We start from the raw sequence: 14,436 nt of genomic DNA, 5'->3' as shown, positions 1-14,436 counted from the left end.
CTCACTCTTGACAAACTACACGGTTGTGATTCAACCTGATCACCGTGACGATCAAATCTGATCACCTCGACGATCAATCCCGAAAGGGCACATGGTGACCACCCCGATGACTCCGACCGCGCTGGACCGCCTCATCGCCGATCTCGAACGGTCGATCCCCACAGAAGCACTCCCGCCAGTGGCGACCGGCAAGCACGTCGCCGCGGTCATGGGCACGACCGAGGGCGCGCTCGCACAGGACCGGTATCAGGGTAAGGGAATCCCCTACACCCGCATCGGAAGCCGAATTCGCTACCTCCGGGCTGACGTGCTCGGGTTCCTGGCGTCGAACCGTGTCGACGGCACCCGATGAGAACCGCCGAAGCGCAGCTGATTGCGGCACGCCTCGCGGGAGCGAGCGAAGTGTTCCCGATCAAGCACGACGACGACTGGGATTCGACCGCACGCGTCACCGCGGAAGGCGACGTCATCACCGTCTTGGTGAGGGACCACATGGGCCGCGCGACACGCAAATACCAGGCCGTTGTCCAACAGATCGCCGAGGGCCCGTAGGCACTACGCCTCATGGATCACTTTCTACGAACGATGAAGCGAAGGGTGCGAGATGGCAGGCGACCAGTGGGACGTGTTCGTTCCAGTCGAGGAGGTACAGAGCGCACGCCTGCACGACTCCGGGAAGGCCGGTAAGTCCGTCGCTGTCGCACGTCCAGGCAATCAGTGCCCGTCCCAGTCGGCCGTGGCGAGTGCACCGTGAGACCGCCATTCATCCGGGCTGTCCCCGATGAGATCGAACGCTACGGCTTCGCCGGCGCCGTCGTGCTGGCGCATATCCGGTTCCGGTGCGAGTCCGAAGGCGCCAACCGCTTCGAGCGTGACGGGTTCCGGTGGTGGCGGGTGTCGCGTCGCGACCTCGGCGAGGAGATCGGAGCGTCGGCCGATACCGTCAAGCGGGCGCTGTGGAAGCTGGGCGACGCGGTGGTTTCAGCAAACAACTTGGACAACCCCGAGGACCAGACGCGAGCATACCGGCCTGCCGACGCCGGCGACGCCGTGAGCTGCCAGAAGGCGGATTCGCCACAGTCTGACCTGCCAGAAGGCGAAATCGCCGAGGACCTAGGCGAAATCGCCACACCCCCTGGGCGAAATCGCCACGGTACCGGGGCGAAATCGCCATCTGTACTACTTACAGAGACCTTGGAGACAGAAGATAGAGACGAGGGAGAAGCGCGCGCGGCAGAGCACGAACCGGCCGGCGCCCAAATCGTCCCCATTCAGCGAAACGATCGCTCGCGGCAAAGAGCAGACCCGACGGGAACACGTCTTCCTGAGGCGTGGGAACCGGACCGGGCCGTAATCGACGCGATGCGTGCCGAGTACCCGGACGTCGACCTCCGGGCCGAGCACGACAAGTTCACCGACTACTGGCGCGCGAAGGCCGGCAAGGACGCGCGCAGAGCCGATTGGAACGCCACCTGGCGTAACTGGATTCGCCGAGCGGCCGAATCGCCGCGGCAGCGATCAGGCTTCGGTGCCCAGCGAGACGCGGCCGGTAGAAGCCGCGGCGAAGCGAAGGTCGCCGGCTGGATGGAACTCGGCCAGCCCGAACCCAACAACTCGAAGGCGATCGAACGATGAACGACCCGCACGACTACCAGCAGACCGCAGCCAAGGCGCTCGCGAAGTGCGCCGCAAACGACCCCTGGTTCCCACAACCGAACCGCGCGACCGTCCTCGCTTGGGCCGAGCAGATCGCGGTGTACCGGCTGAACGAGTCCGACGTCCTGGCCGGCGTCACGATTGCGTACCGGGACCACGGCAACGACAAGATCGGCGAGCGGTTCCGGCCGCTGCCGCGCGACATTGTGCAAGCGGCAATCACGATCCGGCGGGATCGAATCGACCGCGAGACGACAGCCGAACGGCAGGCGCGTGAGGACCGGGCAGACGCTCGTCTCGAAGCGGGTCGGCCGGCCGCTGCTACAGCCGAAGCTGATCTGGCGGGCGCAATCCCGGCGCCCTACCGCGGCGCGATCGACCATCCGTGCCCGACGTGCGGCGCGGAGACCGGCCAGCCCTGCGTCGTCGAAGACGACCGCCGCGGCCGGCGCCGGCGGCGAGTGCCGTGCGTGCGTCGCTGCCCCCCGAGCCCGCCTGACTTCGAGCACCTGGCCGCGCCGGCGCGCCCTACCCGCTCGTTCAGCGAGCCCGTCCACCAACCCGACGACACCAAGGACTGACAGGCTATGCCTGACTGGAACACCCTGCGCGCGATGCTCGCCGGCATACCCGCGCTGCCCGGTGCGCGGTGCAAAGGCCGAGCTGCCGACTTGTACGAGCGGACCGACAGCGAGCACCGCATGACCGGCCGGCTCACCAAGACCGAACTCGACGACGCCCGCCGCGACGCGCTGCGGCTCTGCGCGCAGTGCCCCAGCCTGGCGCCGTGTCGAGACTGGCTCAACGCCCTGCCAGCCGCGCAGCGTCCGCGCGGTGTCGTCGCCGGCCAGGTCGTGAACGCGGCCGGCGTGGTGCGGCCATGAGCACAGCCCATGATGAAGCGTTCGCATTCGGACTGCTCGACGACGCGATCGACGCGCTGTCCGCGATCGCACACGGCAGCGATACCGACCAGAACACCGTGCCAGTAGACGCTGTGCTCATCGTCCGCGTCCAGCGTGACGACGACGACAGCCGTCGAAGCGGGCACGTCGCGATCTACCCGCGCGCCGGCGCCCAACCCGCATCCACCCGTGCGCTGATCAGCGAAGCCGGCACGCTGATCGACCAGGCCACCGCCGACTGCGACGCTGTTCGACCCGCTGCCGGCACCCCTGGCCGGGTAACCCCCTACCCCCACCCCAAGGCGCCACCCATGGCATACGCAGTGCCCCCCCTGGTTTCCCCCCAACAAAAAACAACCGAGAGGATCACGAAATTGACTGACAAAGACGACCTGCGCGCCGCGGCTCGGGAGCTGTTCGCCGGCGTGGGCGAGCGCCCTCCTGGCCCGCGGCATGAACTCACGCTGGCCGACGTCGAGGACTATTCGCGCCGCTGGGCGCAGAACCGGGAGGCCGGCCGGTTCACGACAACGGACGCCGACATTGTGGTCGACGCTGACGGCCGGCCGTTGGCGGTGAGCCGGTCGGTTCACCTGTTCCGGTTCAACTGGTTGGCGATCGACCAGGCGCACGCGGACCGGCTCGGCATCGCGGCGGCTATCGCGGCCGGCGACTATCCCGGCGTCCGAATCTTCGACCCATACGACACGAAGGGCAACGACCGATGACCACTACTGACACCACGACCGGCGCCGACACGACGGACACCGCCGACGCGGCGGCAGTCGAGCCACAGCCAGCCGGCACGAACCACGAAACCGCGTCTGTCGACACCGAGGGCACCGAGGCGGCAGACGCCAGTTCCGAGGGCGCCTCCGAGGTCGACGAGGACCAGGACGACGCCGCCGACGACGGCGACGGCGACGGACCAGGGCGGGAGGCGGCGAAGTATCGGCGCCGGCTGCGGGCAGCCGAAGCTGAACGTGATCGGCTCGCCGGACAGGTCGAGTCGTTGCAGCGGGCCGAGGTCGAACGGCTGGCGGCGGGCGCTGATCTGCGGCCGGCGGCTTTGTGGGCGTCCGGTCCTGACTTGGCGGACTTGCTGAGTGACGACGGCACGGTGGACGCGTCGAAGGTGTCCGCGGCGATCGACGGTGCGCGCGAGCAGTTGGGCATCCCGAACCCGCCGCCGCGGCGGAACTTCGTCAAGGGTGAGGGGCGGAACGTCGGGCGCACGGGCGGCAAGCCATCCGGGCGGGACGCAATGGCGGCCGTGGTCCAGGGTCGCGGTGTCGCCGGCGACGACTAGTATCGGGTGCCGTGGCCGGGTGTTGATCCCTGCGGGACGATCCGGCCACAGCGCAGCCCCCGGAGGGCGACCGCGGAAAGCCTTGCAGGCCAGCGGAAGTCGATAGAACTCGTCCTCCTGGAAGGCTCATCATGGCAATCAAGACCACCCCCACATCGCCGAAGGCGTGGGCGCCTGACCTGACCGCGTTCGTACCCGCCGACGTCGTTCCCGACGCGTTGATCCTGAACACGGCGACCGTCGTCGGGCAGATCGAAGGCGACGAACCGGCCATCCGGGTGCCATTCGTCTCCGACGACGGCGTTGTCGGGTTCGTCGCGGAAGGCGCCGAGATTCCCGACGCGAACCAGGAGTTCGACGAGGTTGTCGTGCTGACGGGCAAGGTCGCGGCGCTCGGGAAGTACAGCTACGAGACGTTGCAGCAGGAGCAGGCTGCGCGGATGGTCGTCGACTCACTGTCGCGCAGCGTCGTGACGAAGGCGAACGCCGCCTACCTGGGCAACGCGGTCGACGGACCCGGCCCGGTCGGGCTGCTCAACGCGGCCGGCATCGTCGATGGCGGCGCGGTCGCTGGCGACCTGGACGCCGTGGTCGATGCGGTGGCCGGCATCGAAGCCGACGGCGGCACCGCGACGCACATCATCGCGGCGCCGGACGCGTGGGCGTCGCTGTCGAAGCTCAAGCGGGCAACCGACTCGAATGAGTCGCTGGTCGGGGCTGGCACTGTGGCCGCTACTCGGGCGCTGCTCGGGCTGCCGGTACTCGTGACGCCGGCCATGCCCGCCGGGGCGCTGCTGGTCAGTGACCAGTCCGCGATCATCGGCGCGCAGAGCCAGGTCCGTCTGGCACGCTCCGACGACGCCTACTTCTCGTCGGATTCGATCGGCGTCCGCGTGACGTGGCGCCTGGGCTGGAAGGTCATGAACGCGGCGCGCGTCGCGAAGCTGACCATCGCCGCGGCGCCGTAGCCCACCAGAACCGTCTCCCGGTGAGCGTTGAGGGTTCGACGTAGGCCCGCGCCGGCGCTCACCGGGAGGCATCACAACGGTGACGACGGCCGGGATTGCCGTAGCCAGCGGTCCCGGCCGTCGTCACCCATGAGCGGGAGGCCGCGACCATGACCGATCCGACACCGGACACCGGGCCGCTGCTGACGCCGGCGGACCTGGCGAACTTCGCGACCATCCCGACGGCGAAGGCCGCGGAGATGATCGAAGACGCGCTAGCCATGGCTGCGGTCGTCGCGCCGTGCATCACGGCCGACGGGTTCGCGCACCGGGCGGCGGCGAAGGCCATCGTCCGGGGCGCGATTCTCCGGTGGCATGAGGCCGGCACCGGCGCGGCCGTCACGCAGTCGAGCCAGTCGTATTCGCAGACGCTCGACACCAGGCAGCCGCGCAAGGGGATGTTCTTCCCGTCCGAGATCGGCCAGTTGCAGAAGCTATGTCGGGCCGGCGACGACGGCGGGGCGTTCAGCATCGACATGTTCCCGCTGGCCGCGCCGCGGCTGTCTGCACGTGAAGCGTTCGAGCGCGACGCCGACACCACCACCTGGTGATCCGCAGGCCGGCGGTCCGGCCGGCCTGGTCGAGCGTCGTGGTCCTGGTCCTCGTCGGCGTGGGTCCGACGTTCTGGGCGTGCGTGCCTGCATCCTGACCGGGTGAGCAAGCGCGCTGAGTACATGTTCGCGCTCTACTCCGGGTCGCTGGCCGAACCCGGCGACCCCAACCCTTACGCCGGCAGCGACTCGCTGGTCCTGCCGCAACTGTGGATGCGCGGATACATGCGGATGCTGCGCGTGAGGATCGAAACCGGGCCGGCGATGCAGGCCTACCGTCGCGGGCGCGGCGCATGACACCGTTGTGGCAACTGTTCGTCAGCGGCGCTGTCGGTAGTTCCCTGACCTACGCCCTCACCTGGTGGCGCGAGCACAAGCGGATGCAGGACGCCAACCGTGCCCCGCAACGGCAGGCGATCGGCGACATACTCGCCGCAGCTCACCAGCTTCAACTGCGCGTCCTCAACTGGCGGCGCGTGCTGACGGACTTGATCGAAGAAATCCGGCAGGACCGCGCGGACAACCTGCCCGCGATCAGCGCCCAGATACATGAGACCGAGAGCGCCTACGCGACAGCCCTGCTGGACATGCGCCGCGCGTTAGAGGTCGGCTCGCTGACCGTGGTCGACGTCCGCTGCTGGCAAGAAATGGTCGTCGTGGCTGCCGCGTTCTCTCGGTTCGACGACGGGACGAACGGCGCAGAAGTGACGACCGCAGACGAGGCTGAACAGTTCGTCGCTCGGCTCGGGGAACGCGCCGACCAGTTGCGCGTAGCCGTGTCCGGGCTGGTGAAGACAGCCAACGAACGCGTCACCCCTGCGGAGTCGCGTCGGAGCCGGCGCCAACGTCGGACCGCGCAACGTCAGCTTGCCGAGTACCTGCGCGACGGAGCCGATCAGACCCCAGAGAAGCGACCAGACGTCTAAGGCGCACGGCGCGGACATAGCCGCGCCCCGCGCGCCGCGGTGGATCGCTCGTTGGTCGCGACGCTTGACTGGTCGAGCAGACATCTGACCACGTACACCGGCAGACTATCGGCGGGTTCGGCTATCGTCTGCCGCTATGTCACCGGGGGATATTGCGTCAATCGTCAGCGCCGCCGTCGCCGTAGCCGCCGCCGCGGGCTCTCTGTTCGGCTACTTGCGGGCGCGCGCGGAGAAAGCGGAGGCGGCTGAGCAAGCCGCCATCGCAACGAGGGCGGCGGTGGATGCGGCCGACGCAGAAAGGCGTTCCGCCGACGCTGCCGAGAGGTCGGCTGCCGCGCTGGAGGAGCAGAACACGTTGGCGTCGGCGCAGACATCGGCCGGGGAGGAAAGCCCTTGGCGATTCGAGCATGTCCGCGGTATGAGATGGCGGTTATGTAATCGGCTGGCCAAGCGCGCCTATGGCGTGCAGTTGCATCACGCGAATCAGTCGATGTTCAAGGGCGCGACAACACAGCAGCAGGTCGATGGACGAGGGTCGTTCGAGTTCATGCTCATCAACGGAGCCGGCGAGCAAGTCACCGTAACGTGGCACCGGCAGCCAGAACTGACCGATGCCGAGCAGCAGTGGACTGACGTTCTGCCGCGGTACTGAGGTCGCCCCGCCGCGTGGACACCATTTGGACACAAAACCCTCTGAATCCGGGACAACCCGCGTGAACCACAGTCACGTATTTCAACAGGTAGGAAGCGTTTTGCACCCCTGACCTGGGAGGTCTGCGGGGGTTCAAGTCCCCCCTCGGACACTCTTCTCCAGCTCCCCCACTTGTGGGGGCCGTACCCGCAGAATGGGCTGCGATGGACACCACCCGAGCCCAGGCACCGGCGCGCGAGCTCGCGCTCGACCTCTACCGATCCGCAGCGGTCATGATCGTCGTCATCGGGCACTGGCTGCTGTCGGTGATGACCTACCGCGACGGCGAGTTCGGCCGGGACAACCCGCTGGTCCTGATGCCGTGGACACAGTGGCTCACGTGGGGCTTCCAGGTGGTGCCGGTGTTTTTCGCGGTCGCCGGCTACGCGAGCGCGGTGTCATGGGCGCGCCGGGACACCGGGATGACGTCACGCCAGGAATGGGTGCGCCGCCGAGTCGCGCGCACGCTCGGGCCCACCGCGATCTACGCCGGCTTCGTCGTCGTGGTGATGGCGGCGCTGCTGGCCGCGGGCATCGACGGGTCCGTGCTCGCGCTCGGCGGCTGGGCGGTGGCCATGCATCTGTGGTTCCTGGCGGTGTACCTGATGGTGGTGGCCTTGACCCCGGTCGCGGTCGCCGCGCACCGCCGCTTCGGCCTCGCGGCCCCGGCCGTCCTGGCCGCGGGCGTGGTGATCGTCGACGTGATCGGGATCAGCACCGACCACCCACAGATCCGGACGCTGAACTACTTCTTCTGCTGGGCGGCGATCTACCAGCTCGGAATCGCTTGGCACGGCGCACTTCTGCGGCGCAGGGTACTGGTCGCGATGGCGGCAGTGGCCGCGGCCGCGCTTCCACTGCTGGTCACCTGGGGTCCGTATCCGATCGCGATGATCGGCGTGCCGGGCGTACGGGTGGAGAATTCCGCGCCGCCGTCGGTGGCGCTGCTGGCGCTGGCGACCGTGCAGATCGGACTGCTGCTGGCCCTGGTGCCGGTGATGAACCGGGTGCTGACCCGCGGTGCGTGGCCACGCATCATCGGGATCGCCAACGACAACGTGATGGCGCTGTACCTGTGGCACATGCTGCCGGTGATCGTGGTGACGCTGGTCGGCTACCCGACGGGACTGCTGCCGCAGCCGCCGATGGGCTCCGGTGCCTGGTGGCTGGCCCGGCTGGAGTGGGAGCTGGTGCTGGCGGTGGTGACCGCGGCGCTGCTGTGCCTGATGTTCTGGCAGCGGCGGATCTTCGCGGCGCCGGTGCCCACCATCGCGGTCCCGCTGCCCCCGCGGGTCGGCGAAGCGCTGCTCTACGCCGGCACCGCGTCGTGCGCGCTGGCGCTGGCGCTGCTGTCGGCCGACGGGTTCGCGCCCGGCGGTGGGCTGCCGGTGGTCGCGATGGCGTTGTTCGTCGCCGGCACCCTGTGCGTCGCGGCGCGTCCCCGCGTCTCTCAGTACACGTCCCTTACGTAACGCTTCTCGGCGACCATCTCGCGTTTGTACTCGCGGGCAGCCTCACCTTTCATGCGGCCGTGGGTGCGGATGATCTCGGTCAGCGCGTCGTCGACGTCCCTCGCCATCCTCGTGGCGTCGCCGCAGACGTAGAAGTGTGCGCCGTCGTCGAGCCAGCGCCACAGCTCGGCGCCCTGGTCGAGCATCTTGTGCTGTACGTAGACCCGTTTGGCCTGGTCCCGCGAGAAAGCCAGCTCCAGCCTGGTGAGGAAGCCGTCGTCAGCCATGTCCTCCAGGTCTTGGCGGTAGTAGAAGTTCTGCGCGCGATGCTGGTCGCCGAAGAACAGCCAGTTGGGTCCGCGGTGGCCGAGGGCACGCCGCTCCTGCAGGAAGCCTCGGAACGGCGCGATGCCGGTGCCGGGGCCGACCATGATCATCGGAGTGTGTGGGTCCTGCGGCGGACGGAAGTGCGGGGAACGTTGCAGGAACACCGGCACGGGCGTGCCGTCCGGCAGGTCGGCCAGATAGGTCGAAGCGACGCCCCCACGCGGACCTCCGTCGGTCCCTCGGTACCGCACCACCGACACGGTCAGCTGCACCTCGTGCGGACTTACCAACGGGCTCGACGAGATCGAGTACTGACGCGGGGTCAGGCGCACCAGCACCTCCTGCCACAGCTGCGGGTCGGCGCGGACGGTGAATTCGCCGACCAGGTCGAGGCCGTTGCGGTTCACCAGCCACTTGTCGAGTTCCCCGCGGTCGTTTCGCAGCCGCTTGGCGGTCGCGGCGTCCGGACAGTGTTCGGCGACGAACCGCACCAAATCCGACGTCACCTTGCAGACGTCGTAGTGTGATGTGACCGCGTCACGCAGCGCCAGCTCGGCACCGTCGACGACGACCGCTTCCTCACCGGTGAAACCGGTTGCAGTAAGCCATGTTTCGACCACAAAGTCGGTATTCACCACGTGTACGCCCAACGAGTCGCCGACCGAGTAGGTGACATCGTGCTCACTGATGTCGAAGCCGAACTGGCGCACCTCTTTGGCCGAGCCGACGGAGGTCAGCAGCGAGTTGCGGCACAGCGGAGCCCGGATCGGCTTCGCCCTGGTGAACAACCTTGAGGTTGCAGGCTTTTCAGAAGCCAGGCCAGAGGCCCCGACGAGCCCGGCGACCGTGTCGGTCCACTCGGTCAGTGGCTCATCGTCGTAGGCCTCGCATTCGGCGCGCTCGAGCATCCGGATGGCGCCCAGGTCGGCCAATCGCGTGTCGAGGGATTTGGCGTGCCCGCAGAAGTTGTCGTAGGAGCGGTCGCCGATGCCCAGCACCGTATACCGCACGCCCTCCAGTGACGGAGCCTCAGGGGAGGCGAGACGTTCCCAGAAGGCGGCGCCGTTGTCGGGTGGTCCCCCGTCGCCGAACGTGCTCGTGATGATGACGACCTCGCCGGCCTCGGGCAGTTCGGCCGGATCCACGTCGTCCATGGCGCGTAGTGTGGCGCCCTGCAGTCGCTCACCCACCCGGCCGGCGAACTCCTCGGCGTTGCCGGTCTGCGACGCCCACAGCACCAGGGGTGCATCTGTCGGCGCGCTCTCGGCGGTGGTGTCCATCCGGGAGTACCGACCGGCCAGCACGCCGTCGACCCACAGCCGGACCCGCGGTCCCAGCGGAGCCTTGGCGGGCAGCACCGGCACGCCGGGCAGACCCTCCTCGATGCCGGCGAAAAAGCCGGAGAGGTAGATTTTTTCGTCATCGGTGAGTTCGGGTGCACCGGAGGGAACCGCGACCAGCCGCACTGCGCACACCTTGAACTCGGGCTGCAGGGAGTCCGGATCGACGGCGTCGTTGGTCAGCGCGTTGATCGTCAGGTTCTCGCCGTGTTCGTCGTTCCAGTGGAACGGCACCCAGGTGTTGCCGGGCCGCACCCGGTCGGTGACCAGCGCCGGCAACACCGCCCGGCCACGCCTGCTCACCAGCTCGACGTCCCCGCCGTCGGAGATCGACAGCGCGGCGGCGTCGTCCGGGTGGACCTCGACGAACGGCGAGGGGTTGAGTTTGTTCAGTTTGGCCACTTTGCCGGTCTTGGTCATGGTGTGCCACTGATGCTGCAACCGGCCGGTGTTGAGGACCATCGGATAGTCGTCGTCGGGGAGTTCGGCGGGGTCCATGTGGGGCCGTGGATGGAACACCGCGCGCCGCGACGGCGTCGGGAACGCCAGCCGGGGACGGTGGCCGTCGGCTGCGACGAACAGGTCTTGCGAGATGCCGTCGTTGAGGTAGCGGATCGGGTTGCGGTCGGACACCTCGACCGAGGCGCACGGCCATTGCACCGGGGTGTCCCGCAGCCGCTCATAGGTGATGCCGCGCAGGTCGTATCCCGTCCGGGGATTGTGGAATCGGCGGATCTCGTCGAAGATCTGCTCGCTGGATTTGTAGTCGAACGCGTCACCGAACCCCAGTTGTTGGGCCACCCCGCAGATCAGTTCCCAGTCCGGGCGGGCGTCACCGGCCGGCGGGATCGACTGCGCCAGCAGCGTGAGGTTTCGGTCGGAGTTCACCATCACCGCGTCGGCCTCGGCCCACAGCGCGGCGGGCAGCACGATGTCGGCGTAGCGGTTGGTCGCGGTGTCGGCGTAGACGTCCGAGACGATGACCAGTTCAGCGGACTTCAGACCCGCGATCACGTTATCCCGATTGGACACGCTCGCAACGGGATTGGTACAGATGACCCACACCGCCTTGATGTCCCCGGCGCCGATGCGGCGGAACATCTCGACAGTCCCCGGCCCGACGTCGGCCCGGATGGTGCCCGGCGGCAGATTCCACTGCTCTTCGACGAAGGCACGGTCGTCGGCCGACAGCACCGCCCGCTGACCCGGCAATCCAGGTCCCATGTAGCCCATTTCGCGACCGCCCATCGCGTTGGGCTGTCCGGTCAGCGACATCGGGCCGCTGCCGGGGCGGCAGATGGCGCCGGTGGCCAGGTGCAGATTGCAGATCGTGTTGGTGTTCCAGGTGCCGTGGGTGCTCTGGTTCAGGCCCATCGTCCAGCAGGACACCCAGTTTCCCGCTGCGGCGATCATATCCGCGGCGGCGTGGATGTCGGCCTCGGCCAGGCCGGTGATGGCGGCGACCCGGGCCGGCGGGTAGTCGGCCAGGAAGGCCGGCATTGCCTCCCAGCCCTGCGTGTGCTCGGCGATGAAGTCGTCGTCGATGGCTCCCTTTTCCACAAGCAGGAGCAAGATGCCGTTGAGCAGCGCCAGGTCGGTACCGGGCCGGATCTGCAGGAACAGGTCGGCGTTGTCGGCGGTGGAGGTCCGGCGCGGGTCGACGACGATCAGTTTGGCGCCCGCCTTGAGCCGGTCGGCCATCCGCAGGTACAGGATCGGATGGCAGTCGGCCATGTTGGATCCGATGACGAAAAACAAGTCGGTGCAGTCGAAGTCGGTGTACGAGCCGGGCGGGCCGTCCGCCCCGAGCGACTGTTTGAAGCCGGTGCCCGCGCTGGCCATGCACAGCCGGGAGTTGGACTCCAGGTGCACGGTGCGCAGAAAACCCTTGGCCAGTTTGGTCGCCAAATATTGTGCTTCCATCGACATCTGCCCCGACACGTACAGTGCGACGGCGTCGGGGCCGTGCTTGTCGACGATGGCGCGCAGCCGCGCCCCGGCCTCAGCCAGCGCGTCCTCGACGTCGACGGCGACGGGGTCGGCGTCGCGCGACGGCCGCAGCAGGGCCGTCGTCAACCGCCCGTCGGTGGCGGCCATCAGCTCGGCGTGCGTGGCGCCCTTGGTGCACAGCCGGCCGAAGTTGGTGGGATGCAGCTTGTCGCCAGACACCCGGGCGATCACCGGGACGCCCGTAGCGGGGTCGGCGCGGGTCTGCACCGAGATGCCGCACCCCACCCCGCAATAGGAACAGGCGGTTCGAATCATGCCTAGCCGACGGGTACCGGAGCGGAGTCGCGGCCGATGTGCTCACCGCTGTGGGTACGGTGCTCCTGCAGCCTCAGGAACACGAACCACGTCACGAACGCGCACACCACGTAGAAGGCGAGGAACACCCAGAACGCGTTGGTGGCCGACTTCGCGTCGCTGACGTAGGACGCGCGCAGCACGACGTTGATGAACACACCTCCCAGCGCGCCCACCGCACCGGCGAACCCGATCAGCGCGCCCGACATCGCGCGCGACCAGGCGGCTTTCTCATCACGGCTCAAGTCGTCGCGGCCCTGGGCCTTGGCCTCGAAGATCGACGGGATCATCTTGTAGGTGGAGCCGTTGCCGAGACCCGACAACACGAACAGCAGGATGAATCCGGCGACGTAGCCGATCATCTGCGCGCCCGTCGGGGCGCCGGGCGCGGCGTCGTCCATCATCCCGGTGGTCACGAGGACGCCCGCGGAGAAGATCATTGCGACGAACACGTACAGCGTGATCTTCCCGCCGCCCACCCGGTCTGCCAGCCTGCCGCCGAACGGGCGTGAGATGGAGCCGAGCAGCGGACCGAGGAACGCGATCTGCGCGGCGTGCAGAGAAGCCTGCGCGGCGGTGTCACCGGAGGCCAGGTAATTGATCTGCAACACCTGCCCGAACGCGAACGAGAACCCGATGAACGAACCGAAGGTGCCGATGTAGAGGAAGCTCATGACCCACGAATGCTTGAACCGCATGGCCTCGACGAGCGCGCCGAGGTTGGATTTCTGGTTGCGCAGGTTGTCCATGTACACCGCCGCGCCCACCGCGGCGACGCTGATCGCGACAAGGTAAATCGCACAGACGATTTCGGGCCGGGTGTTGCCGATGGTGGCGATGACGAGCAGGCCGATCAGCTGGATGACGGGAACACCGATGTTCCCTCCGCCCGCGTTGAGTCCCAGCGCCCAGCCCTTGAGCCGCTGCGGATAGAACGCGTTGATGTTGGTCATCGAGGACGCGAAGTTACCGCCGCCGAGTCCTGCGAACGCGGCGATCACCATGTAGGTGGTGTAGGACGCCGGGTTCTTCATGTAGTACAGCGTCAGCAGGGTCGGGATCAGCAGCAGCAGCGCACTGGCGATGGTCCAGTTCCTGCCGCCGAACTTCGCGGGCGCGATGGTGTACGGAATCCGCATGAATGCCCCGACCAGGGTGGGCACGGCGACGAGGTAGAACTTGCCCGCCGCGTCGATCCCGTACACGTCCTGCGGCATGAACAGCACCATCACCGACCAGATCGACCACACCGAGAAGCCGACGTGCTCCGCCACGATCGACCAGATCAGGTTCCGTTTCGCGATCGCCTTGCCACCGGACTCCCAGGCCTCGATGTCCTCAGGATCCCAGTGCTGGATGTCGCGCCTCCGGCGCGGGCGCTCGATGTCGCGCGTTCGTTTCGCCATGGACCCAGTGAAAGGCCAGGTCATTCCGCATCCGTTGCACCTCGATGACCGGGGTGAAAACTCGCCCTCACACCGCGGCAGCACTCACGGTGAGGGGTTCGGGTTGTGATCGCAGGGATTCACAGGTGACCCGTGGGAGAAATGATCCCGAAACACGGCGCTCTTAACTTTCAAGACATGACCGACGAGCGCTCGTGCGAGGAGCAGAGATGACCGACGGAAGCGCGCCACGATTCCTGCAAGGCGCATTCGGCTTCGACGGCAACGGCTACGACAAGCCGGTACCGCTCGACGACGCGCTGCGCTACGAGGTCCCGGCCGGGTCCACGACGCAGCCGGTCTACTTCCGCGGCGGAAACTCGACCAAGCAGATGGTCACCGTCGTGTTGTTTCGCGACGGAGTCCCGATGCGCTACTTCCCGATCGCGGCCAAGGGCGCCACTCATGTCGCGCTGCGCGTCGTGGAGGACCTGCTCGCCGACACCGTGCTGGAGCTGTACGTCGCCGCGCCAGAGGGGCTGAAAGGCACGGTCATCGTGGACCTGGGCCTGGTGGAGGTGTAG

16 protein-coding genes are annotated in these 14,436 nt (G+C 67.7%); 14 read left to right on the top strand and 2 right to left on the bottom strand.

Going from position 1 to position 14,436, the window contains the following annotated elements; all coding sequences use genetic code 11:
- The first annotated feature begins 106 nt into the window (after nucleotides 1-106).
- The 13 genes from ACTWP6_RS05630 to ACTWP6_RS05570 all read left to right on the top strand — a co-directional run bounded on the left by ACTWP6_RS05630 (nucleotide 107) and on the right by ACTWP6_RS05570 (nucleotide 8,517).
- Nucleotides 107-352 carry a helix-turn-helix domain-containing protein gene (locus ACTWP6_RS05630; RefSeq protein WP_443187086.1) on the top strand — a complete coding sequence of 82 codons (246 nt, stop codon included), beginning with the start codon at nucleotides 107-109 and terminating at the stop codon, nucleotides 350-352.
- Complete coding sequence (locus ACTWP6_RS05625) at nucleotides 349-552, top strand: hypothetical protein (RefSeq protein ID WP_443187085.1); 204 nt, start codon at nucleotides 349-351, stop codon at nucleotides 550-552. Before ACTWP6_RS05630 ends, ACTWP6_RS05625 begins: the two co-directional genes overlap by 4 nt.
- 264 nt (nucleotides 553-816) lie before the next feature.
- Nucleotides 817-1,635 carry a hypothetical protein gene (locus ACTWP6_RS05620; protein ID WP_443187084.1) on the top strand — a complete coding sequence of 273 codons (819 nt, stop codon included), beginning with the start codon at nucleotides 817-819 and terminating at the stop codon, nucleotides 1,633-1,635.
- On the top strand, nucleotides 1,632-2,237 hold the full coding sequence (locus ACTWP6_RS05615) for a hypothetical protein (RefSeq protein WP_443187083.1): 606 nt from the start codon (nucleotides 1,632-1,634) through the stop codon (nucleotides 2,235-2,237). Before ACTWP6_RS05620 ends, ACTWP6_RS05615 begins: the two co-directional genes overlap by 4 nt.
- A 6-nt stretch (nucleotides 2,238-2,243) precedes the next feature.
- Nucleotides 2,244-2,540, top strand: coding sequence for a hypothetical protein (locus ACTWP6_RS05610; RefSeq protein ID WP_443187082.1), 297 nt, complete (start codon nucleotides 2,244-2,246; stop codon nucleotides 2,538-2,540).
- Complete coding sequence (locus ACTWP6_RS05605; RefSeq protein ID WP_443187081.1) at nucleotides 2,537-3,289, top strand: DUF7213 family protein; 753 nt, start codon at nucleotides 2,537-2,539, stop codon at nucleotides 3,287-3,289. The genes ACTWP6_RS05610 and ACTWP6_RS05605 overlap by 4 nt, the downstream gene beginning before the upstream one ends.
- Nucleotides 3,286-3,870, top strand: a complete 585-nt coding sequence (locus tag ACTWP6_RS05600; RefSeq protein ID WP_443187080.1) for a hypothetical protein — start codon at nucleotides 3,286-3,288, stop codon at nucleotides 3,868-3,870. Before ACTWP6_RS05605 ends, ACTWP6_RS05600 begins: the two co-directional genes overlap by 4 nt.
- A 131-nt stretch (nucleotides 3,871-4,001) precedes the next feature.
- On the top strand, nucleotides 4,002-4,838 hold the full coding sequence (locus ACTWP6_RS05595; RefSeq protein WP_443187079.1) for a phage major capsid protein: 837 nt from the start codon (nucleotides 4,002-4,004) through the stop codon (nucleotides 4,836-4,838).
- 149 nt (nucleotides 4,839-4,987) lie between these two features.
- Nucleotides 4,988-5,428 carry a hypothetical protein gene (locus tag ACTWP6_RS05590; protein ID WP_443187078.1) on the top strand — a complete coding sequence of 147 codons (441 nt, stop codon included), beginning with the start codon at nucleotides 4,988-4,990 and terminating at the stop codon, nucleotides 5,426-5,428.
- A 102-nt stretch (nucleotides 5,429-5,530) separates the two neighbouring features.
- The gene (locus tag ACTWP6_RS05585) at nucleotides 5,531-5,725 is read left to right on the top strand and encodes a ribosome modulation factor (protein ID WP_443187077.1); all 195 of its coding nucleotides are present in this window, start codon (nucleotides 5,531-5,533) and stop codon (nucleotides 5,723-5,725) included.
- On the top strand, nucleotides 5,722-6,354 hold the full coding sequence (locus ACTWP6_RS05580; RefSeq protein WP_443187076.1) for a hypothetical protein: 633 nt from the start codon (nucleotides 5,722-5,724) through the stop codon (nucleotides 6,352-6,354). Before ACTWP6_RS05585 ends, ACTWP6_RS05580 begins: the two co-directional genes overlap by 4 nt.
- A 136-nt stretch (nucleotides 6,355-6,490) precedes the next feature.
- A complete protein-coding gene (locus ACTWP6_RS05575; RefSeq protein ID WP_443187075.1) occupies nucleotides 6,491-7,006 on the top strand; it encodes a hypothetical protein in 516 nt (171 codons plus the stop codon).
- Nucleotides 7,007-7,209: 203 nt separating this feature from the next.
- Nucleotides 7,210-8,517: an acyltransferase family protein gene (locus ACTWP6_RS05570; protein ID WP_443187074.1), complete on the top strand. Its 1,308-nt coding sequence runs from the start codon at nucleotides 7,210-7,212 to the stop codon at nucleotides 8,515-8,517.
- Here ACTWP6_RS05570 and ACTWP6_RS05565 read toward each other — a convergent pair.
- Both ACTWP6_RS05565 and ACTWP6_RS05560 read right to left on the bottom strand, forming a co-directional pair.
- Nucleotides 8,496-12,428, bottom strand: coding sequence for a molybdopterin-dependent oxidoreductase (locus ACTWP6_RS05565; RefSeq protein ID WP_443187073.1), 3,933 nt, complete (start codon nucleotides 12,426-12,428; stop codon nucleotides 8,496-8,498). The two genes, ACTWP6_RS05570 and ACTWP6_RS05565, sit on opposite strands and share 22 nt — an antisense overlap.
- 2 nt (nucleotides 12,429-12,430) lie before the next feature.
- A complete protein-coding gene (locus tag ACTWP6_RS05560; RefSeq protein WP_443187072.1) occupies nucleotides 12,431-13,873 on the bottom strand; it encodes a nitrate/nitrite transporter in 1,443 nt (480 codons plus the stop codon).
- A 209-nt stretch (nucleotides 13,874-14,082) separates the two neighbouring features.
- On the opposite strand from ACTWP6_RS05560, the gene ACTWP6_RS05555 reads away from it, so the two are divergent.
- Nucleotides 14,083-14,436: a molybdopterin oxidoreductase gene (locus tag ACTWP6_RS05555; RefSeq protein ID WP_443187071.1), complete on the top strand. Its 354-nt coding sequence runs from the start codon at nucleotides 14,083-14,085 to the stop codon at nucleotides 14,434-14,436.

The sequence above is a fragment of the Mycobacterium sp. 4D054 genome, assembly GCF_052245755.1.
Taxonomy (GTDB): Bacteria; Actinomycetota; Actinomycetes; order Mycobacteriales; family Mycobacteriaceae; genus Mycobacterium.
The sequence above is the reverse complement of the archived record's forward strand: the minus strand, read 5'-3'. Positions and strand labels throughout refer to the sequence as shown.